The sequence below is a fragment of the Stenotrophomonas nitritireducens genome (assembly GCF_050984405.1).
GTDB classification, from domain to species: domain Bacteria; phylum Pseudomonadota; class Gammaproteobacteria; order Xanthomonadales; family Xanthomonadaceae; genus Stenotrophomonas; species Stenotrophomonas nitritireducens_B.
Genome location: NZ_CP158790.1, coordinates 1604427 through 1620455 on the forward strand (window position 1 = coordinate 1604427; position 16029 = coordinate 1620455).

Consider the following 16029-nt stretch of genomic DNA (forward strand, 5'->3'; position numbering starts at 1 on the left):
CCCCGAGGGCGCCTGTTCCGTTCTGCGCTTGGGCCGGATCAGCCCTTGATGACGCCCAGTTCCCTGCCGATGCGGGTGAAGGCGTCGATGGCGCGGTCCAGGTGTTCGCGGCTGTGCGCGGCGCTCATCTGCGTGCGGATGCGCGCCTGGCCCTTGGGCACGACCGGGAAGAAGAAGCCGATCGCATAGATGCCTTCTTCCAGCAGGCGCTGGGCGAACTTCTGCGCCAGCGGCGCGTCGTACAGCATCACCGGGCTGATCGGATGCACGCCCGGCTTCACGTCGAAGCCGGCGGCGGTCATCTTCTGGCGGAAGTAGGCGGTGTTCTCGGCCAGCTTGCCGCGCAGGTCGCCGGCCTTGTCGAGCATGTCGAAGGCCTTGATGCCGGCGGCGACCACGTGCGGCGGCAGCGAGTTGGAGAACAGGTAGGGCCGCGAGCGCTGGCGCAGCAGCTCGATCACCTCGGCGCTGGCGCAGGTGAAGCCGCCCAGCGCGCCGCCCATGGCCTTGCCCAGGGTGCCGGTGATGATGTCGATCCTGTCGAGCACGCCCTTCACCTCGGCCGAGCCGCGGCCGGTGGCGCCGAGGAAGCCGGTGGCATGGCATTCGTCGATGTGCACCAGCGCGTTGTACTTCTTCGCCAGCGCGGTGATCTCGTCCAGCGGGGCGATGAAGCCGTCCATCGAGAACACGCCGTCGGTGGTGATCAGCTTGGTCCGGCAACCGGCGGCATCGGCGGCCTGCAGCTGCGCTTCCAGGTCGGCCATGTCGCAGTTGGCATAACGGAAGCGTTTGGCCTTGCACAGGCGCACGCCGTCGATGATCGAGGCGTGGTTGAGCGCGTCGGAGATGATCGCGTCGTCCTCGCCGAGCAGCGGCTCGAACAGGCCGCCGTTGGCGTCGAAGCAGGCGGCGTAGAGGATGGTGTCGTCCTTGCCGAAAAAGTCGGCGATCTGTTTCTCCAGCTGCTTGTGCAGGTCCTGGGTGCCGCAGATGAAGCGCACCGAGGCCATGCCGAAGCCGTGGCTGTCCAGCGCGTCCTTCGCGGCCTGGATCAGGTCGGGGTGGTCGGCCAGGCCCAGGTAGTTGTTGGCGCAGAAGTTCAGCACGGTGCGGCCGTCGTCCAGGGTGATCTCGGCCGACTGCGGGCTGGTGATGATGCGTTCGGACTTGAACAGCCCCTGCGCGCGGATGGCGTCCAGTTCCTCGGCGTAGTGCCGGGTGAGCGGGGAAGTGTTCGCGGTTGCGGTCATGGCAGGGTCTTGCGGTGGAAGGAGTGCCGATTCTAGCGGCCGGGCGTCGCCGCCGCCGGTTTCATGGGGAATGGCTATAAGCGCCACGGCCGAAGTCATTTCTCCGTCCGGGTATGCGCCCGCAGCATCGACGCTCCCACCCATGCCTTCCAGGAGCCACCGATGACCGCGCCCTTCCTCCCGTCCACCGTGCCGACCAGGAAGCTGTTGTCCCTCAGCCTGGCCGTGGCGCTGTGCGGGGCGGCGGCATCGGCGCAGGCGCAGCAGCCCACCGTGGAGCAGCTGCAGCAGCGCCTGGAGCGGCTGGAACGCCTGGCCGGCGTGTCCGGCGGCGCACCCGCCGAAGGTGCCGGCCTGGCCGACCTAGACCAGCGCCTGCGCATCCTCGAGCGCCGCCTGGAGCTGCAGGAGGAAGAGCGCGTGGCCGCGGCGAAGACCGCGCCGAAGCTCACGGTCGACCAGAAGGGTGCCGCGTTCAGGTCCGGCGACGGCAATTACGAACTGAAGCTGCGCGGCCTGCTGCAGGGCGATGCGCGGGTGTTCCTCGACGACAGCAGCCAGAACGACACCTTCCTGCTGCGCACCGCGCGGCCGACGCTGGAAGGGTCGCTGGGCAGGCTGCTGGCCTACCGCTTCACCCCGGAGTTCGCCGGCGACAGCGCCAGCATCGTCGATGCCTATGCCGACCTGCGCTTCGATCCGGCCTATACGGTGCGCGTAGGCAAGTTCACCTCGCCGGTCGGGCTGGAACGCCTGCAGTCTTCCGCCGCGCTGGTCGATGTCGAGCGCGCGCTGGCCAGCGAACTGGCGCCCAACCGCGACCTCGGCGTGCAGTTGCAGGGCGAGGTCGCCAACGGCAGGTTCAGCTACGCGCTGGGCGTGTTCAACGGCGCGGTCGATGGCCGCGATGCGATGACCAGCAATCCGGACGACGATGTCGAGTTCGCCGGTCGCGTGTTCTTCGAACCGTTGAAGGGAACGGACAGCGCCTGGGCGGGCCTGGGCTTCGGCCTGGGCGCCAGCACCGGCGAGAAGCACGGTGCCGGCAGCAGTTTCCTGCCGCGCTATCGCACGCCGGGGCAGGCCACCTTCTTCAGCTACCGCGGCACGGTGCTGGCCGACGGCAGCCACCGCCGCTGGTCGCCGCAGGCCTGGTTCTACCGCAACGGCTTCGGCCTGCAGGGCGAGTACATCGTCTCGCAGCAGCAGGTGGCACGCGACGGCCGGCGTGCGGAGCTGGACCACCGCGCCTGGCAGGCCACCGCCAGCTACGTGCTCACCGGCGAGGATGCCGGCTACCGCGGGGTGACCCCAGCCCGGCCGTTCGGCAGCAACGGTGGCCTGGGCGCGTTCGAACTCACCGCGCGTTACGGCGTGCTGGACATCGACGACGACGCGTTCCCCTTCTACGCCGATCCGGCCGCCTCCGCCTCGCGCGTGCGCGCCTGGACGCTGGGCGCCAACTGGTACCTGACGGCCAACCTCAGGCTGGCGACCAACTACCTGCACAGCCGCTTCGATGCCGCTCCCGGCGGCATCGCCCTGCCTGCCGAGAAGGCCGTGTTCTCGCGCCTGCAGGTTTCCTTCTGACGGAGCATTCCCCATGACCCAGACCTTCCGTTCCCGTGCCGGCCGCGCCTCGCTGGCCTTCCTGCTGACCCTGGTCGCCGGCGGCGCCTTCGCCCGCGACGTGCAGCTGCTCAACGTGTCCTACGACCCCACCCGCGAGCTGTACCGCGATTTCAACGCCGCCTTCGCCCGCCACTGGAAGGAAACCCGCGGCGACACCGTCACCATCGAGACCTCACACGGCGGTTCCGGCAAGCAGGCGCGCGCGGTGATCGACGGCATCCAGGCCGACGTGGTGACGCTGGCGCTGGCCTACGACGTGGATGCGATCGCGCAGAAGGCGCGGCTGCTGCCGGCCAACTGGGAGTCGCGCCTGCCCGACAACAGCGCACCGTATACCTCGACCATCGTGTTCCTGGTGCGCAAGGGCAACCCGAAGGGCATCCGCGACTGGCCGGACCTGCTGCGCGCCGGCGTGTCGGTGGTGACGCCCAACCCGAAGACCTCCGGCGGCGCGCGCTGGAACTACCTCGCCGCCTGGGCCTATGCCGAGCACATCTTCAAGGGCGACCGCGCGCGCATCCTCACCTACATGCGCGCGCTGTTCCGCAACGTGCCGGTGCTGGACACCGGCGCGCGCGGCGCCACCACCACCTTCGTCCAGCGCGGCATCGGCGACGTGCTGCTGGCCTGGGAGAACGAGGCCTTCCTGGCGCAGGAGGAGCTGGGCCCGGACAAGTTCGAGATCGTGGTGCCGCGGCTGTCGATCCTGGCCGAGCCGTCGGTGGCGCTGGTCGACCGCAACGTCGACCGCCACGGCACCCGCGAGGTGGCGCAGGCCTACCTGCAGTACCTGTATTCGGCCGAGGGCCAGCGCATCGCCGCGCGCCACTACTACCGTCCGCGCCATCCCGAACTGGCCGCGCCGGCCGACGTGGCGCGTTTTCCGCAGGTACGGCTGGTGACCATCCGCGAGGCGTTCGGCTCGTGGGAAAAGGCGCAGGCCGAGCACTTCGCCGACGGCGGCGTGTTCGACCAGATCCAGGCAGACAGGTAAGTGGGCGCAGGCGTGCAATCCCTGCCGCGTGCGCGGCGCCAACGCCGGGTGCTGCCCGGCTTCGGCGTCGGCATGGGCATCACCGTGTTCTGGCTGGGGCTGATCGTGCTGATCCCGCTGGCCGGCGTGTTCCTGCGCGCGGCCGGGCTGGGCGTGGACGGCATCTGGCGCATATGGAGCGAACCGCGCGTGCTGTCGGCGCTGCGGCTGAGCTTCGGCACCGCCTTCGCCGCGGCGGCGTTCAACACGCTGATGGGCACCTGGGTGGCGTGGGTGTTCGTGCGCTATCGCTTTCCGGGCCGGCGCCTGTTCGACGCGATGATCGACCTGCCGTTCGCCCTGCCCACCGCGGTGGCCGGCATTGCGCTCACCGCGCTGTACGGCGGGCAGGGCTGGGTCGGGCGCTGGCTCGAACCGCTGGGCCTGAAAGTCGCCTACACGCCCGTGGGCATCGTGGTCGCGCTGGTGTTCGTCGGCCTGCCGTTCGTGGTGCGCATCGTGCAGCCGGTGCTGGCCGAAGCCGAGCGCGAGCTCGAGGAAGCGGCGGCGACGCTGGGTGCCAGCCGCTGGCAGACCATCGTGCGCGTGGTGGTGCCGGCGTTGTGGCCGGCGATGCTGACCGGTTTCGCGCTGGCGTTCGCGCGCGGGGTGGGCGAGTACGGCTCGGTGATCTTCATCGCCGGCAACCTGCCGTTCGCCACCGAGATCGCGCCGCTGCTGATCACCATCCGCCTGGACGAGTTCGACTATGCCGGCGCCACCGCCATCGCCGCGGCGATGCTGCTGCTGTCCTTCCTGGTGCTGCTGCTGGTCAACAGCCTGCAGGCACGGCTGCAACGCAGGGGCGCGCGATGACCGAGATGGTATCCGGACTGCCCGTGGCGATCGCCGCGCCGGCCGGCCGCCGTGCCGCCGCGCGCGTGGCCAGCGTGACCACCGAGCCGCGCTGGGTGCGTGCGTTGTTGATTCTCGGCGCGCTGGGTTTCCTGCTTTCGTTCCTGCTGCTGCCGCTGCTGCTGGTGTTCGTCGAGGCGCTGCGCGGTGGCGCGCAGGCGTTCTGGAGCGCGGTGAGCGATCCGGACGCGCTGGCGGCGGTGCGCCTGACCCTGCTGGTCACCGCCATCGTCATCCCGCTCAACCTGGTGTTCGGCATCGCCGCGGCGTGGGTGGTGAGCAAGCACCGCTTCCCCGGCAAGCGCTGGCTGGTGACCCTGATCGACCTGCCGTTCTCGGTGTCGCCGGTGGTCGCCGGGCTGGTGTTCATCCTGCTGTTCGGCCGCGACGGCTGGCTGTGGCCGCTGATCGAGGAGGGCGTGCGCCTGCACCTGCCGGTGGCTGGCGAGGTGCTGCTGCAGCTGCCGCGCATCGTGTTCGCGATCCCCGGTATCGTGCTGGCCACCACCTTCGTCACCTTCCCGTTCATCGCCCGCGAACTGATGCCGCTGATGGAGCAGCAGGGCAGCGACGAGGAACTGGCGGCGCTGACCCTGGGCGCCAACGCCTGGCAGATGTTCTGGAAGGTGACCCTGCCCAACATCCGCTGGGGCCTGCTGTACGGCGTGCTGCTGTGCAGTGCGCGGGCGATGGGCGAGTTCGGCGCGGTGTCGGTGGTGTCCGGGCACATACGCGGGCGCACCAACACGCTGCCGCTGCACGTGGAGATCCTCTACAACGAGCCGTCCGCGCATACCTGGAGCGCGGCGTTCGCCTGCGCCTCGCTGCTGGCCGGCACCGCGCTGCTGACGCTGGTGCTGAAGACTTTCCTGGAATGGCGGCACGGTCAGTCGCTGGCCGCCGCGCACCACCGCTGAGGTGACGATGAACATCCGCATCCAACAACTGGGCAAGCGCTTCGGCGCGTTTCCCGCGCTCGACGGCGTCAGCCTGGACATCCGCAGCGGCGAGCTGCTGGCCCTGCTCGGGCCGTCGGGGTCGGGCAAGACCACCCTGCTGCGCGCGCTCGCCGGGCTGGAGCAGCCCGAACACGGACGCATCCTGTTCGACGGCGAGGACGCCACCGCGCTGAGCGTGCAGGCGCGCCGCGCCGGTTTCGTGTTCCAGCACTACGCGCTGTTCCGGCACATGGACGTGCGCGCCAACATCGCCTTCGGCCTGGAAGTGCGGCGCGGCGCGCAGCGCTGGCCGAAGGCGCGCATCGACGCGCGCGTGGAGGAACTGCTGGCGCTGGTGCAGCTCGACGGCCTGGGCGGGCGCTACCCGACGCAGCTTTCCGGCGGCCAGCGCCAGCGCGTGGCGCTGGCGCGCGCGCTGGCCATCGAGCCGCGCGTGCTGCTGCTGGACGAACCGTTCGGCGCGCTGGACGCGCAGGTGCGCCGCGACCTGCGCCGCTGGCTGCGCGAACTGCACGACCGCACCGGCCTGACCACGGTGTTCGTCACCCACGACCAGGAAGAGGCGCTGGAACTGGCCGACCGCGTGGCGATCCTCAACCGCGGCCGCATCGAGCAGGTCGGCAGCCCGGGCGAGATCTACGACCGGCCGGCGTCGCCGTTCGTCTACGGCTTCGTCGGCGAGGCCAACCGCCTGCCGGCGCGGGCCGACGGCGACGCGCTGGACGTGGCCGGCGCGCGCTGGTCGCGGCCGGCGGGGCTGCCGGACGCGGCCGCGCTGGATGTCTACGTGCGCCCGGAAGACATGCGCGTCGGCGATGCCGGCGACTGGGTGGGCACCGTGCTGTCGGTGCAGCGCAGCGGCGCGCGGGCGCGGTTGCGCGCGCGCCTGCGCGGCGCTGCCGTGGACGTGGAAGTCGAGCTTCCGCCCGACGCGCCGTCCTACACGGCGGGGCAGGTCGTGGCGCTGGCGGCGCGGCGCCATGGGGTGTTTCCGGCATCCCTTGCCAGCTAGCGGCGGCAGCGCGGCGTTCCGGACCGCGCAGTCCGGGCGACTTCCGCGCGCCCGGAGGTGCGTTGGACCCGTCCGGTAACCGTACGCGTTCACCGGGGCGGGCGCGTGTCCGCCCCGGTAATCCAGTGGCCGACGATGTCAGGCGACCGGGCGCCGGCATCACCGGCGGGTCCGCCCGTACCGGTGGAACGCTGGCGTTGCCGGTCAATCTGGTTAAGAATTTGTGAATCCTGCGCCATGGCGGCGCCGGCATCCCATTTCCCGGAGACCCACATGATCCCCTGCAAGCGCCTTGCCGCCGTTGCCTGTGCTGCCCTGCTTTCCGTTCCGTTCGCCGCCTGCGCCGAAGACGCCGCATCGCCCGTCAGCTGGGAAGTCAGCGCGGTTTCGGACTACCTGTTCCGCGGCGCGTCGCAGACCGACGAGAAGCCGACCGTGCAGGGCACCGTCACCTGGACCTCGGCCAGCGGCCTGTATGTCGGCGGCTTCGCCTCGGGCGTGGACTTCGGCCAGGACAGCCCGGACATCGAGGTGGACTACTTCGTCGGCTACGGCTTCGATGTCAGCGACAAGGTGAATGTCGACGTCCTGCTCAACCGCTACACCTACCCGGGTGCCAGCGAGATGGCCTACAACGAGCTGGTCACCACCACCACCCTGGCCGAGACCTGGAAGGTCAACGTCAGCTACACCAACGACGTGTGGGGCAGCGGCACCACCGGCTGGTACTACGGCGTGGGCGGCGACTGGGGCCTGCCGAAGGACTTCACCCTGTCGGCCAACGTCGGCCGCAGCGTGTTCAACGACAGCGACGTGGCCCAGGATTACACGGACTGGGGCGTGGGCATCGGCCGCAGCTTCGGCATCGCCGAGGTGTCGCTGGGCTACTACGGCACCGACGGCAAGGGCCGCGACAACTTCGGCCAGCTGGCCGACGACCGCCTCGTGCTGGCGGTGAAGATCGCGCGCTGAGCGCTGCGCTGATGCGATGAACGAAAAAGGCGCCGTCAGGCGCCTTTTTTTCGAGGACCAACCGGCCTCAGTTCCAGCTCAGCACGACCTTGCCGGCCTTGCCCTGTTCCATCAGGTCGAAACCTTCCTGGAAGCGGTCCACCGGCAGCTGGTGGGTGAGCACCTTGCCGAGCGGGAAGCCGGACAGCACCAGCTGGGTCATCTTGTACCAGGTCTCGTACATCTTGCGGCCGTAAATGCCCTGCACGGTCAGGCCCTTGAAGATGATCTTGTCCCAGTCGCAGCCGGCACCCTTGGGCATGATGCCGAGCATGGCGATCTTGCCGCCGTGGTACATGCAGTCGAGCATGTCGTTGAAGGCGCGCGGGTTGCCGCTCATCTCCAGGCCCACGTCGAAGCCTTCCATGTGCAGGTCGGCCATCACGTCCTTCAGCGACTGGTTGGCGACGTTGACCACGCGCGTGGCACCCATGTCGGCGGCCAGCTTCAGGCGGAAATCGTTGACGTCGGTGACCACCACGTTGCGCGCGCCGATGTGCTTGCAGATGCCGGCGGCGATGATGCCGATCGGGCCGGCGCCGGTGATCAGCACGTCCTCGCCGATGACATCGAATTCCAGCGCGCAGTGCGCGGCGTTGCCGTACGGGTCGAAGAACGCGGCCAGTTCGGACGGGATCTGGTCCGGGATCGGCCACAGGTTGCTGGCCGGCATCACCATGTATTCGGCGAAGGCGCCGTTGACGTTGACGCCGATGCCCACGGTGTTCGGGCACAGGTGCGGGCGGCCGCCGCGGCAGTTGCGGCAGTGGCCGCAGACGATGTGGCCTTCGGCGGACACGCGCTGGCCGATTTCATAGCCGGTCACCGCCGAGCCGAGCGCGGCGATGCGGCCGACGAACTCGTGGCCGATGGTCAGGCCCGGCTTGATGGTGCGCTGGCTCCACTCGTCCCACAGGTAGATGTGCAGGTCGGTGCCGCAGATGGCGGTCTTCTCCAGCTTGATCAGCACCTCGTTCGGACCGGGCACCGGCACCGGCACCTCTTCCATCCAGATGCCCTTGGTCGCCTCGCGCTTGACCAGCGCGCGCATCGTGTTCTGTGTCATTGCCGGAAACCGCAGTGGGAAAAGAGCGCCGATTATATGCTTTCGGCCGTAACCGCCCGTACCGGCGGGCATGGCTACGGCAACGGTTTCACCCGCTACAATCGGGGCTTCCATTTTCCGGGGACCCGCTTCATGCGTCTGAATCTTCTCGCTTTTTCCGTGGTGGCCGGGCTCGGCCTGGCGCAGGCGGCCGCCGCCGCCGAGGGCATGTGGGTGCCGCAGCAGCTGCCGCAGATCGCCGGGCCGCTGATGAAGGCCGGGCTGAAACTGGACCCGCTGCAGCTGAGCAACCTGACCGGCGACCCGATGGGCGCGGTGGTGGCGCTGGGCGGCTGCACCGCCAGCTTCGTCTCGCCGCAGGGCCTGGTGGCGACCAACCACCACTGCGCCTATGGCGCCATCCAGCTCAATTCCACCGCCGAGAAGAACCTGATCAAGGACGGCTTCAGCGCGGCCAGCTTCAAGGATGAACTGAGCGCCGGCCCGAACGCGCGCATCTACGTGCTCGACGACATCACCGATGTCACCCAGCAGGCCAAGGCCGCCATCGCCGCCGCCGGCAACGACCCGCTCAAGCGCACCGAGGCGCTGGAGGCGCTGGAGAAGAAGCTGGTGGCCGAGTGCGAGGCCGACGACAGCTACAGCTGCACGCTGTACAGCTTCTCCGGCGGCAACACCTATCGCCTGTTCAAGAACCTGGAAATCAAGGACGTGCGCCTGGCGTACGCGCCCCCGGGCAGCGTCGGCAAGTTCGGCGGCGACGTCGACAACTGGATGTGGCCGCGCCACACCGGCGATTTCTCGTTCTACCGCGCCTACGTCGGCAAGGATGGCAAGCCGGCCGCGTTCTCGGCCGACAACGTGCCGTACCAGCCGAAGCACTGGCTGAAGCTGGCCGACCAGCCGCTGGGCGAGGGCGATTTCGTGATGGTGGCCGGCTACCCGGGCCGCACCGACCGCTACGCGCTGGTCAGCGAGTTCGAGAACACCGCCGGCTGGACGTACCCGACCATCGCCAAGGCCTACAAGGACCAGATCGCGCTGGTCGAGGCGGCCAGCAGGGACAACAAGGACATCGCGGTGAAGTACGCCGCCACCATGGCCAGCTGGAACAACACCAGCAAGAACTACGACGGCCAGCTGGACGGCTTCAAGCGCAACAACGTGCTGGCGCAGAAGCAGAAGGAAGAAGCCGCGGTGCTGGAATGGCTGCGCGGGCAGGGCGCCAAGGGCAAGCCGGCGCTGGATGCCTACGCGCAGCTGCAGGCGCTGGGCACCCAGGCGCGCAGCACCCAGCAGCGCGACATCACCCTGGGCATGTTCAACCGCACCGGCACGCTGGGCACCGCGGTGCGCCTGTACCGCCTGGCGCTCGAGAAGGCCAAGCCCGACGCGCAGCGCGAGGACGGCTACCAGGAACGCGACCTGCCGGCCATCGAAGGCGGCCTGAAGCAGATGGACCGCCGCTACGTGGCGGCCATGGACCGGCAGTTCCAGCAGTACTGGCTGCAGCGTTATGTCGCGCTGCCCGCCGGCCAGCGCGTGCCGGCGTTCGACACCTGGCTGGGGGGCAGCGACGCCGCGGCCGTGGACGCCGCGCTGGCGCGCCTGGACGGCTCGCGGCTGGGCGACCTGGCCGAGCGCATGAAGTGGTTCAACGCCGACAGGGCCGCGTTCGAGGCCAGCACCGACCCGGCCATCCAGTACGCGGTGGCGGTGATGCCGGCGCTGCTGCAGATCGAGCACCAGAACAAGGTCAAGCGCGGCGAGGAACTGGTGGCGCGCCCGCTGTTCCTGCAGGCCATCGCCGACTACAAGCAGAGCAAGGGCGAGTTCGTCTACCCGGACGCCAACCTGTCCCTGCGCATCACCTTCGGCAACGTGAAGGGCTACACCGGCCTGGACGGCAAGGTGCAGCAGCCGTTCACCACCATCGAAGGCGTCGCCGCCAAGGAGACCGGCGTCGACCCGTTCGATTCGCCGAAGGCGCTGCTCGACGCGGTCAAGGCCAAGCGCTACGGCGGCCTGGAAGACAAGCGCCTCGGCAGCGTGCCGGTGGACTTCCTGTCCGACCTGGACATCACCGGCGGCAATTCCGGCTCGCCGGTGCTGGACGCGCACGGCCGCCTGGTCGGCCTGGCGTTCGATGGCATCTGGGAGTCGGTGGCCAGCAACTGGGTGTTCGACCCGGTGATGACCCGCATGATCTCGGTGGACCAGCGCTACATGCGCTGGATCATGCAGGAAGTGGCGCCGGCGCCGCAGCTGCTGAAGGAAATGGAAGCCGCGTCGAAGTAAGCCGCGCTCCGGTTTGATCGAAAACCCCGGACGGGAAAACGTCCGGGGTTTTTTGTTGCCGCCATCCGTGGCGGCATGCCTTCGGTCCGCCGACGGCCCCGTAGGCACGGGGCTCGCTCCACACCGGCTTTCTCATGGTGGACATACGGGGGGTGTCGCGGGATTCCCGCTCAGTCCGGCGCCTTTTCTGCAACAGAGCATGCAATCCCTTGGCGACGCGCAGGCGTGGCGCTTGTCCCACACGGACCTTCCACGGCGGACATGCGGGGCGAGCCCCGCATCTACGAGTGTGTTGTGGGATGCCCACCCAGAGATGTCGGCGCCTTCTCTGCAACGGAGCATGCAATCCCCGGCGACGCGCAGGTGTAGGACTCGCCCCATACGGGACTTCCACGGCGATCATGCGGAGCGCTCCCGCACCTACGAGTGTGCTGCGGGAGCGCGCTGAAACGCGGCCGCGTCAGCGGTACGGGCCCGGCCCGCGCCAGACCAGTTCGCCGCGCCGGTAGACATACATCACCGTGACCACGTCGCGCGCGTCGCCGATGGAGCGCAGTTCCGGCGCGTCGGGCGCGAGCAGGCGGCACTTGCTGGAGCCGCGCCTGAGCGCGACCTCCGCCGGGCAGACCATCAGGTAGCTGGTGCCCGGCAGCGGAATGGACAGTTCCTTCATGCCCTGTTCCATCCAGGTGCGCAGCCGCGTCTCGGCGAGCAGGTCGTAGATGATCTGGTAGCCGCCCACTTCCATGGCCGGCTCGCCCGCGGCCGCGTCGTTGCGATGGCCGTTGCGGTTGACCGGGCCGGAGGAGCGTCCGTCGTCGGGCGCGGTTTCCTTCGGCTGCCAGCCCGGCGGGCGCCCGGTCCAGGTCTGCGGCCGGCGCTGCACGCTTTCCGGCGGGCTGGTGGCCGCGGCCTGCGCCGACTCGGCCGCGGGCGGCGCATCGCTCCTGTCCTGCTGCTGTTCCGGTTCGGCGGGGGGCTCGATGTACCTGGCCTCCGGTACCGGCTTGCGTGCATCGGCCTGCCGGCGCGCCGCCGGTCTGGAAGGCCGCTTGCGCTCGTTCACCGGCTTCGGCCCCGGCGGCTGGCGCGCGGTGGGCGGCGAAGGCGGCGCTTCGCCGACGAAATCCACCTTGACCCGGCCGCCGCCGGACGTTCCCTGCGGCGTGGTCACCACCGGCGGCGTGGAGTGCAGCAGGAGCAGCAGCACCAGCAGGTGCAGCAGCGCGCTCAGGACGGCGGCCGCCCACGGCTGCAGGCGTTCGTTCCAGGGCCGGCGGGTGGAAGGGGCGGAAACCGGGTCGCTGCTCATGCCACGATGCGGGCGGAAGAAGTGCTGGCCCTCATGTGGGCGTCATGCCATGCGGCCGATGGGGCGGCCATGGTAACGCCTGGCGTCGGCCGCCACGCCCGTCGCGGGCGGCATCGGCGCGTTGCGTTCATTCGGGCATGCGCATCGCCTGCGGCGGCGTGGTGTCGCCGCCCTCCATCCAGCCGATCCAGCGGTCCGGTCCCGCGCCCGCGTCGGGCACCGCCAGTCCACGGGCCACGCCGTCGGCGTCGACCAGCAGCAGGCGCGCATCGCCGCCGGCTGCACCGGTGGCGAATTGCACGCGCCTTGCCGGTGTTTCCAGCAGGTTGTCCACGGCTTCGACCTGCAGGTCGCGTATGGCCAGCGGTTGCGACGGCGGGGTGCGGCCGAGCCAGCGCGCCTGCGGCCAGGCGAACATCTCGACCTGCGCCTGCCGCTGCAACGGCAGGGCGGTGGCGATCTCGGCGGGCACGTTCTCTCCCCGCGGCGCTGCGCGATCCACCACGCCGACAGCGGCGGCCGCGGCGATATGCGCGGCCACCTGGCGCATGCTTCCGGCCAGTCTGGCCGTCCACAGCTGGCTGGGCAGCAGCACCACGGCAACGGCCAGGACCAGCGACAGCGCGCGCCGCGGCGACGACGCGCGCGCCGTCGCCGCCAGCAGCAGGCCGGCCCAGAACAGGCTGGACCACACCAGGTAGCGGGGCGCCAGCAACTGGTCCGGATAGGTCTGGAAATACGCATCCCGCACCACCGCCACCAGGGCGCCGGTGGCCGCGGCGAACAGGGCGATGCCGATGCCCAGCCGCTGCGCTGGCGCCGACGGCGTGTGCGGGGCCAGCCATGCCTTCAGCAGCAGCCATGCCAGCGCGGCCAGGCCCGCCAGCGCGATGGGAATGTGCGGGAACCAGGCCAGCATCACCGGCCCGAAACGGCCTTCGTAGGCCGATGCGACGGGCGCCAGCAACGCGCCCAGCGCAGGCGGCAGGCGTTCGGCCAGCGCCGGGTCCAGCACCGGCCATGCGGCATGGATCCAGGGGCCGGCCAGCCAGCGCAGCCAGGACGAGATCCAGGACAGCGGCGCGAACGCGAGCGCGCCGGCGCTGTCGCCGGTCAGCTGCAGCGCCGCCAGCGTGAGCACCAGTCCAAGGGACAGCGTGGCCCATGCCGCCGGCCGCGCGCGGGTGAGCCACAGCATCGGGAAGAAGGCCGCGAACGTCGCGATGCCGCTGCCGAAGGAGAATGCCGCGGCCAGGCCGCACAGCGCGGCGATGCCCGCCGCGCCCGGGCCCGGCCGCAGCCGCTGGCCGAGCACCTGGAGCCCTGCGAGCAGCAGCGCGGTCACGCTGTAGGCATGCACGGTTTCGTTGCCGTGCCCGAGCGCGCGCTGGTTGCCCAGCCAGCACAGTCCCAGCAGCAGCGCCAGCCACGCGGCGTGGCGTTGCGATGCCGGCAGTGCGGCCAGCTGCCGCCAGCCCAGCGCCAGCGTGGCCAGCAGCAATACGATGCCGATGCCGATCTGCAGCCACTGGCCGCCATGCAGCCAGTGCAGTTCGGCCAGCCGCACCAGGCTGGGCAGCAGCTCGTGGTGGCCGTTGTCGGCGTTGACCACGCTCTGCGGGAACGGCGTGGACAGCAGATGCGCCTGGAAGCGCCATTGATCGGCATACGGCACCTTGGGCGCGCGCAGCATCACCACCAGCGCGGGCAGCAGGAACGCGGCCGCTGCCAGCCATGCGGCCGCGCGGCGCAGCGTATCGGTCGTGTTTTTCATGCGCGGCATGCTAGCAGGCGCCACGCGGCAGGGGCCGCCGCCGATGCGTGCCCTGCATGGTGCGCAGGGCATGCGCCCATGCCCTGCGCGCGGCTGCCGATACGGCAGGCCCCGATGCCGGGGACGCCGAAGGAGCGCGCGCATGCGTCGCCGCTTCCGCGGAACGGCATCGCTGCCGCTCACCTCCCGGCGTCCCTGTCTCCATGTCGCCGCCGGCGCGCGGATTCGTAACGCGGGCAACCGTGCCCTGCACCGCGGCGGCGACAGGCTATGATGCGGGCCCCCGCCACGAGCTCCCAACTGCATGCGCATCCTGCTTGCCCGCCACGGCGAAACGCCGTGGAACGCCGAAGGCCGCTACCAGGGCCAGATCGACATTCCCCTCTCGCCGGTGGGCGAGGCGCAGGCCAGGGCGCTGGGCGAACGCCTGCATTCGCTGGACATCACCCGTGCGGTGGCTTCGCCGTTGTCGCGCGCGCAGAGCACCGCCCGCGCCGCGCTGGGCAGCGCCCGCGAGTCGATGCTGCAGACCGATGCGGACCTGCAGGAAATCGCCCATGGCGAATGGGAAGGCCTGCTCGCCAGCGAGATCAACGACAAGGACCCCGCGCGCCTGCGCGCCTGGCGCGAGGAGCCCGATACCGTGCTGATGCCCGGCGGCGAATCGCTGCGGCAGGTGCTGGACCGCAGCTGGCGCGGCCTGGCCCGCGCCGCCGAAGGGCTGGGCGCGGACGACACCCTGCTGGTGGTCGCGCACGATGCGGTCAACCGCGTGATCCTGTGCAGGGTGCTGGGCCTGCCGATCGGCAAGCTGTGGACCTTCCGCCAGGCGCCGACCACGCTGAACCTGCTCGAAGGACCGGACGTGGAAAGCCTGGAAGTGGTGCGCCTGAACGACTGCGCGCACCACACCCCGTTCTTCGGCGAGGCCAAGCACCGGGCGCTCTGATGGCGCTGCCACGGACAGGCGCGCGCTGGCTGTCCGCCGCGCTGCTGGCGCTGTCGCCGTTGCCGGCGATGGCGCAGCCGGCCGATGGCTGCCCGCCTTTTTCCGTGCAGGACAACCGCGCGCCGCACTATCCGCCGTCCGAACTGTGGCGGCTGCTCGGCTACACGATCAACGTGATCATCGATACCGACGCCTGCGGGCGGGTGACGGCAGCGCGCGTCGAGCAGGCCTCCGGCTTGGCGGCGCTGGACGCGGCGGCGCTGGCGGCGGCCCGCGCCTGGACCGTGCCGCCGGAATACCGCGGCCAGCCGCGCTACCGGCTGCCGTTCGCGTTCGAACCTCTGCCCGAGGCGCTGGCGGTACAGGAGCGCTGGCGGCCGCACGATCCGTTCTTCGAGGAACGCAGCAGCGGCCGCGTGCCGATGCCCGCGCCGGATGGCGACGGTGCGCTGCCTGGTTACATCGCCGACCCGTATCCGATCGGTTTCCTGCAGATTCCCGAGGCCATCGCCGCGATCGGCCCGCTGGCGCTGTTCCGCCGCTACGGCCGGCAGGCCAACTTCTGGCTGCGCGACGAGGAAGGCCTGAGCCTGTTCCAGCTCGACGGCCCGATGATGGTGCGCAACCGCCTGGTCAGCGACGGCCGGCGGCGCTTCGTGGTCACCAGCGTGCTGTGCGGCAACGACCTGGACGCCTGCCGCCAGGCACTGGCGGAACTGCGCGCCGCGCGCGGACCGCAGCAGCCGGTCGCCGACGTCCCCGCGCAGCCGTAGGCGTCTTCGCGGTCCACCCGCATCTTCGAAACGCCTGCAGGAGCGACTTCAGTCGCGATGGGGACTTTCCGGTACGGACTCACCGCGACTGAAGTCGCCCCT

At 70.3% G+C, this 16029-nt stretch carries 13 protein-coding genes; 9 read left to right on the forward strand and 4 right to left on the reverse strand.

Annotated elements, in window-relative coordinates; genetic code table 11:
* Positions 1–38: 38 nt before the first annotated feature.
* Complete coding sequence (kbl, locus tag ABTV91_RS06825; RefSeq protein ID WP_433853817.1) at positions 39–1253, reverse strand: glycine C-acetyltransferase; 1215 nt, start codon at positions 1251–1253, stop codon at positions 39–41.
* A 162-nt stretch (positions 1254–1415) separates the two neighbouring features.
* Between kbl and ABTV91_RS06830 the strand changes: the two genes are divergently transcribed.
* The 6 genes from ABTV91_RS06830 to ABTV91_RS06855 all read left to right on the forward strand — a co-directional run bounded on the left by ABTV91_RS06830 (position 1416) and on the right by ABTV91_RS06855 (position 7716).
* Entirely contained in the window at positions 1416–2843 is a 1428-nt protein-coding gene (locus tag ABTV91_RS06830; RefSeq protein ID WP_433853818.1) for an OprO/OprP family phosphate-selective porin, read from the forward strand.
* 13 nt (positions 2844–2856) lie between these two features.
* Positions 2857–3879: a sulfate ABC transporter substrate-binding protein gene (locus ABTV91_RS06835; protein WP_433853819.1), complete on the forward strand. Its 1023-nt coding sequence runs from the start codon at positions 2857–2859 to the stop codon at positions 3877–3879.
* 12 nt (positions 3880–3891) lie between these two features.
* Positions 3892–4734 (forward strand): sulfate ABC transporter permease subunit CysT, encoded by an 843-nt coding sequence (gene cysT / locus ABTV91_RS06840; protein ID WP_433853820.1) that lies wholly within the window; start codon positions 3892–3894, stop codon positions 4732–4734.
* Positions 4731–5690: a sulfate ABC transporter permease subunit CysW gene (gene cysW / locus ABTV91_RS06845; protein ID WP_433853821.1), complete on the forward strand. Its 960-nt coding sequence runs from the start codon at positions 4731–4733 to the stop codon at positions 5688–5690. The genes cysT and cysW overlap by 4 nt, the downstream gene beginning before the upstream one ends.
* Before the next feature lie 7 nt (positions 5691–5697).
* Complete coding sequence (locus ABTV91_RS06850) at positions 5698–6744, forward strand: sulfate/molybdate ABC transporter ATP-binding protein (protein WP_433853822.1); 1047 nt, start codon at positions 5698–5700, stop codon at positions 6742–6744.
* A 273-nt stretch (positions 6745–7017) separates the two neighbouring features.
* Positions 7018–7716 carry a TorF family putative porin gene (locus ABTV91_RS06855; protein ID WP_433853823.1) on the forward strand — a complete coding sequence of 233 codons (699 nt, stop codon included), beginning with the start codon at positions 7018–7020 and terminating at the stop codon, positions 7714–7716.
* Between the two features lie 67 nt (positions 7717–7783).
* Here ABTV91_RS06855 and tdh read toward each other — a convergent pair whose 3' ends face one another.
* Positions 7784–8806, reverse strand: coding sequence for an L-threonine 3-dehydrogenase (gene tdh, locus ABTV91_RS06860; RefSeq protein WP_433854138.1), 1023 nt, complete (start codon positions 8804–8806; stop codon positions 7784–7786).
* 147 nt (positions 8807–8953) lie between these two features.
* Between tdh and ABTV91_RS06865 the strand changes: the two genes are divergently transcribed.
* The gene (locus tag ABTV91_RS06865) at positions 8954–11119 is read left to right on the forward strand and encodes a S46 family peptidase (RefSeq protein WP_433853824.1); all 2166 of its coding nucleotides are present in this window, start codon (positions 8954–8956) and stop codon (positions 11117–11119) included.
* 460 nt (positions 11120–11579) lie between these two features.
* Here ABTV91_RS06865 and ABTV91_RS06870 read toward each other — a convergent pair whose 3' ends face one another.
* Together ABTV91_RS06870 and ABTV91_RS06875 are read right to left on the reverse strand one after the other, a co-directional pair.
* A complete protein-coding gene (locus ABTV91_RS06870; protein ID WP_433853825.1) occupies positions 11580–12431 on the reverse strand; it encodes a type II toxin-antitoxin system RelE/ParE family toxin in 852 nt (283 codons plus the stop codon).
* Between the two features lie 127 nt (positions 12432–12558).
* Complete coding sequence (locus tag ABTV91_RS06875) at positions 12559–14205, reverse strand: hypothetical protein (protein ID WP_433853826.1); 1647 nt, start codon at positions 14203–14205, stop codon at positions 12559–12561.
* Between the two features lie 304 nt (positions 14206–14509).
* Between ABTV91_RS06875 and ABTV91_RS06880 the strand changes: the two genes are divergently transcribed.
* Both ABTV91_RS06880 and ABTV91_RS06885 read left to right on the forward strand, forming a co-directional pair.
* On the forward strand, positions 14510–15154 hold the full coding sequence (locus ABTV91_RS06880; protein WP_433853827.1) for a histidine phosphatase family protein: 645 nt from the start codon (positions 14510–14512) through the stop codon (positions 15152–15154).
* Positions 15154–15927, forward strand: coding sequence for a TonB family protein (locus ABTV91_RS06885; protein WP_433853828.1), 774 nt, complete (start codon positions 15154–15156; stop codon positions 15925–15927). The genes ABTV91_RS06880 and ABTV91_RS06885 overlap by 1 nt, the downstream gene beginning before the upstream one ends.
* The last annotated feature ends 102 nt before the right edge of the window (positions 15928–16029 follow it).

Excerpts from the sequence above, each read along its gene's own strand:
- kbl (WP_433853817.1), bottom strand. The coding sequence starts at position 1,253 with ATGACCGCAACCGCGAACACTTCCCCGCTCACCCGGCACTACGCCGAG.
- ABTV91_RS06830 (WP_433853818.1), top strand. The coding sequence starts at position 1,416 with ATGACCGCGCCCTTCCTCCCGTCCACCGTGCCGACCAGGAAGCTGTTG.
- ABTV91_RS06835 (WP_433853819.1), top strand. The coding sequence starts at position 2,857 with ATGACCCAGACCTTCCGTTCCCGTGCCGGCCGCGCCTCGCTGGCCTTC.
- cysW (WP_433853821.1), top strand. The coding sequence starts at position 4,731 with ATGACCGAGATGGTATCCGGACTGCCCGTGGCGATCGCCGCGCCGGCC.
- ABTV91_RS06850 (WP_433853822.1), top strand. The coding sequence starts at position 5,698 with ATGAACATCCGCATCCAACAACTGGGCAAGCGCTTCGGCGCGTTTCCC.
- ABTV91_RS06855 (WP_433853823.1), top strand. The coding sequence starts at position 7,018 with ATGATCCCCTGCAAGCGCCTTGCCGCCGTTGCCTGTGCTGCCCTGCTT.
- tdh (WP_433854138.1), bottom strand. The coding sequence starts at position 8,806 with ATGCGCGCGCTGGTCAAGCGCGAGGCGACCAAGGGCATCTGGATGGAA.
- ABTV91_RS06865 (WP_433853824.1), top strand. The coding sequence starts at position 8,954 with ATGCGTCTGAATCTTCTCGCTTTTTCCGTGGTGGCCGGGCTCGGCCTG.
- ABTV91_RS06870 (WP_433853825.1), bottom strand. The coding sequence starts at position 12,431 with ATGAGCAGCGACCCGGTTTCCGCCCCTTCCACCCGCCGGCCCTGGAAC.
- ABTV91_RS06875 (WP_433853826.1), bottom strand. The coding sequence starts at position 14,205 with ATGAAAAACACGACCGATACGCTGCGCCGCGCGGCCGCATGGCTGGCA.
- ABTV91_RS06880 (WP_433853827.1), top strand. The coding sequence starts at position 14,510 with ATGCGCATCCTGCTTGCCCGCCACGGCGAAACGCCGTGGAACGCCGAA.
- ABTV91_RS06885 (WP_433853828.1), top strand. The coding sequence starts at position 15,154 with ATGGCGCTGCCACGGACAGGCGCGCGCTGGCTGTCCGCCGCGCTGCTG.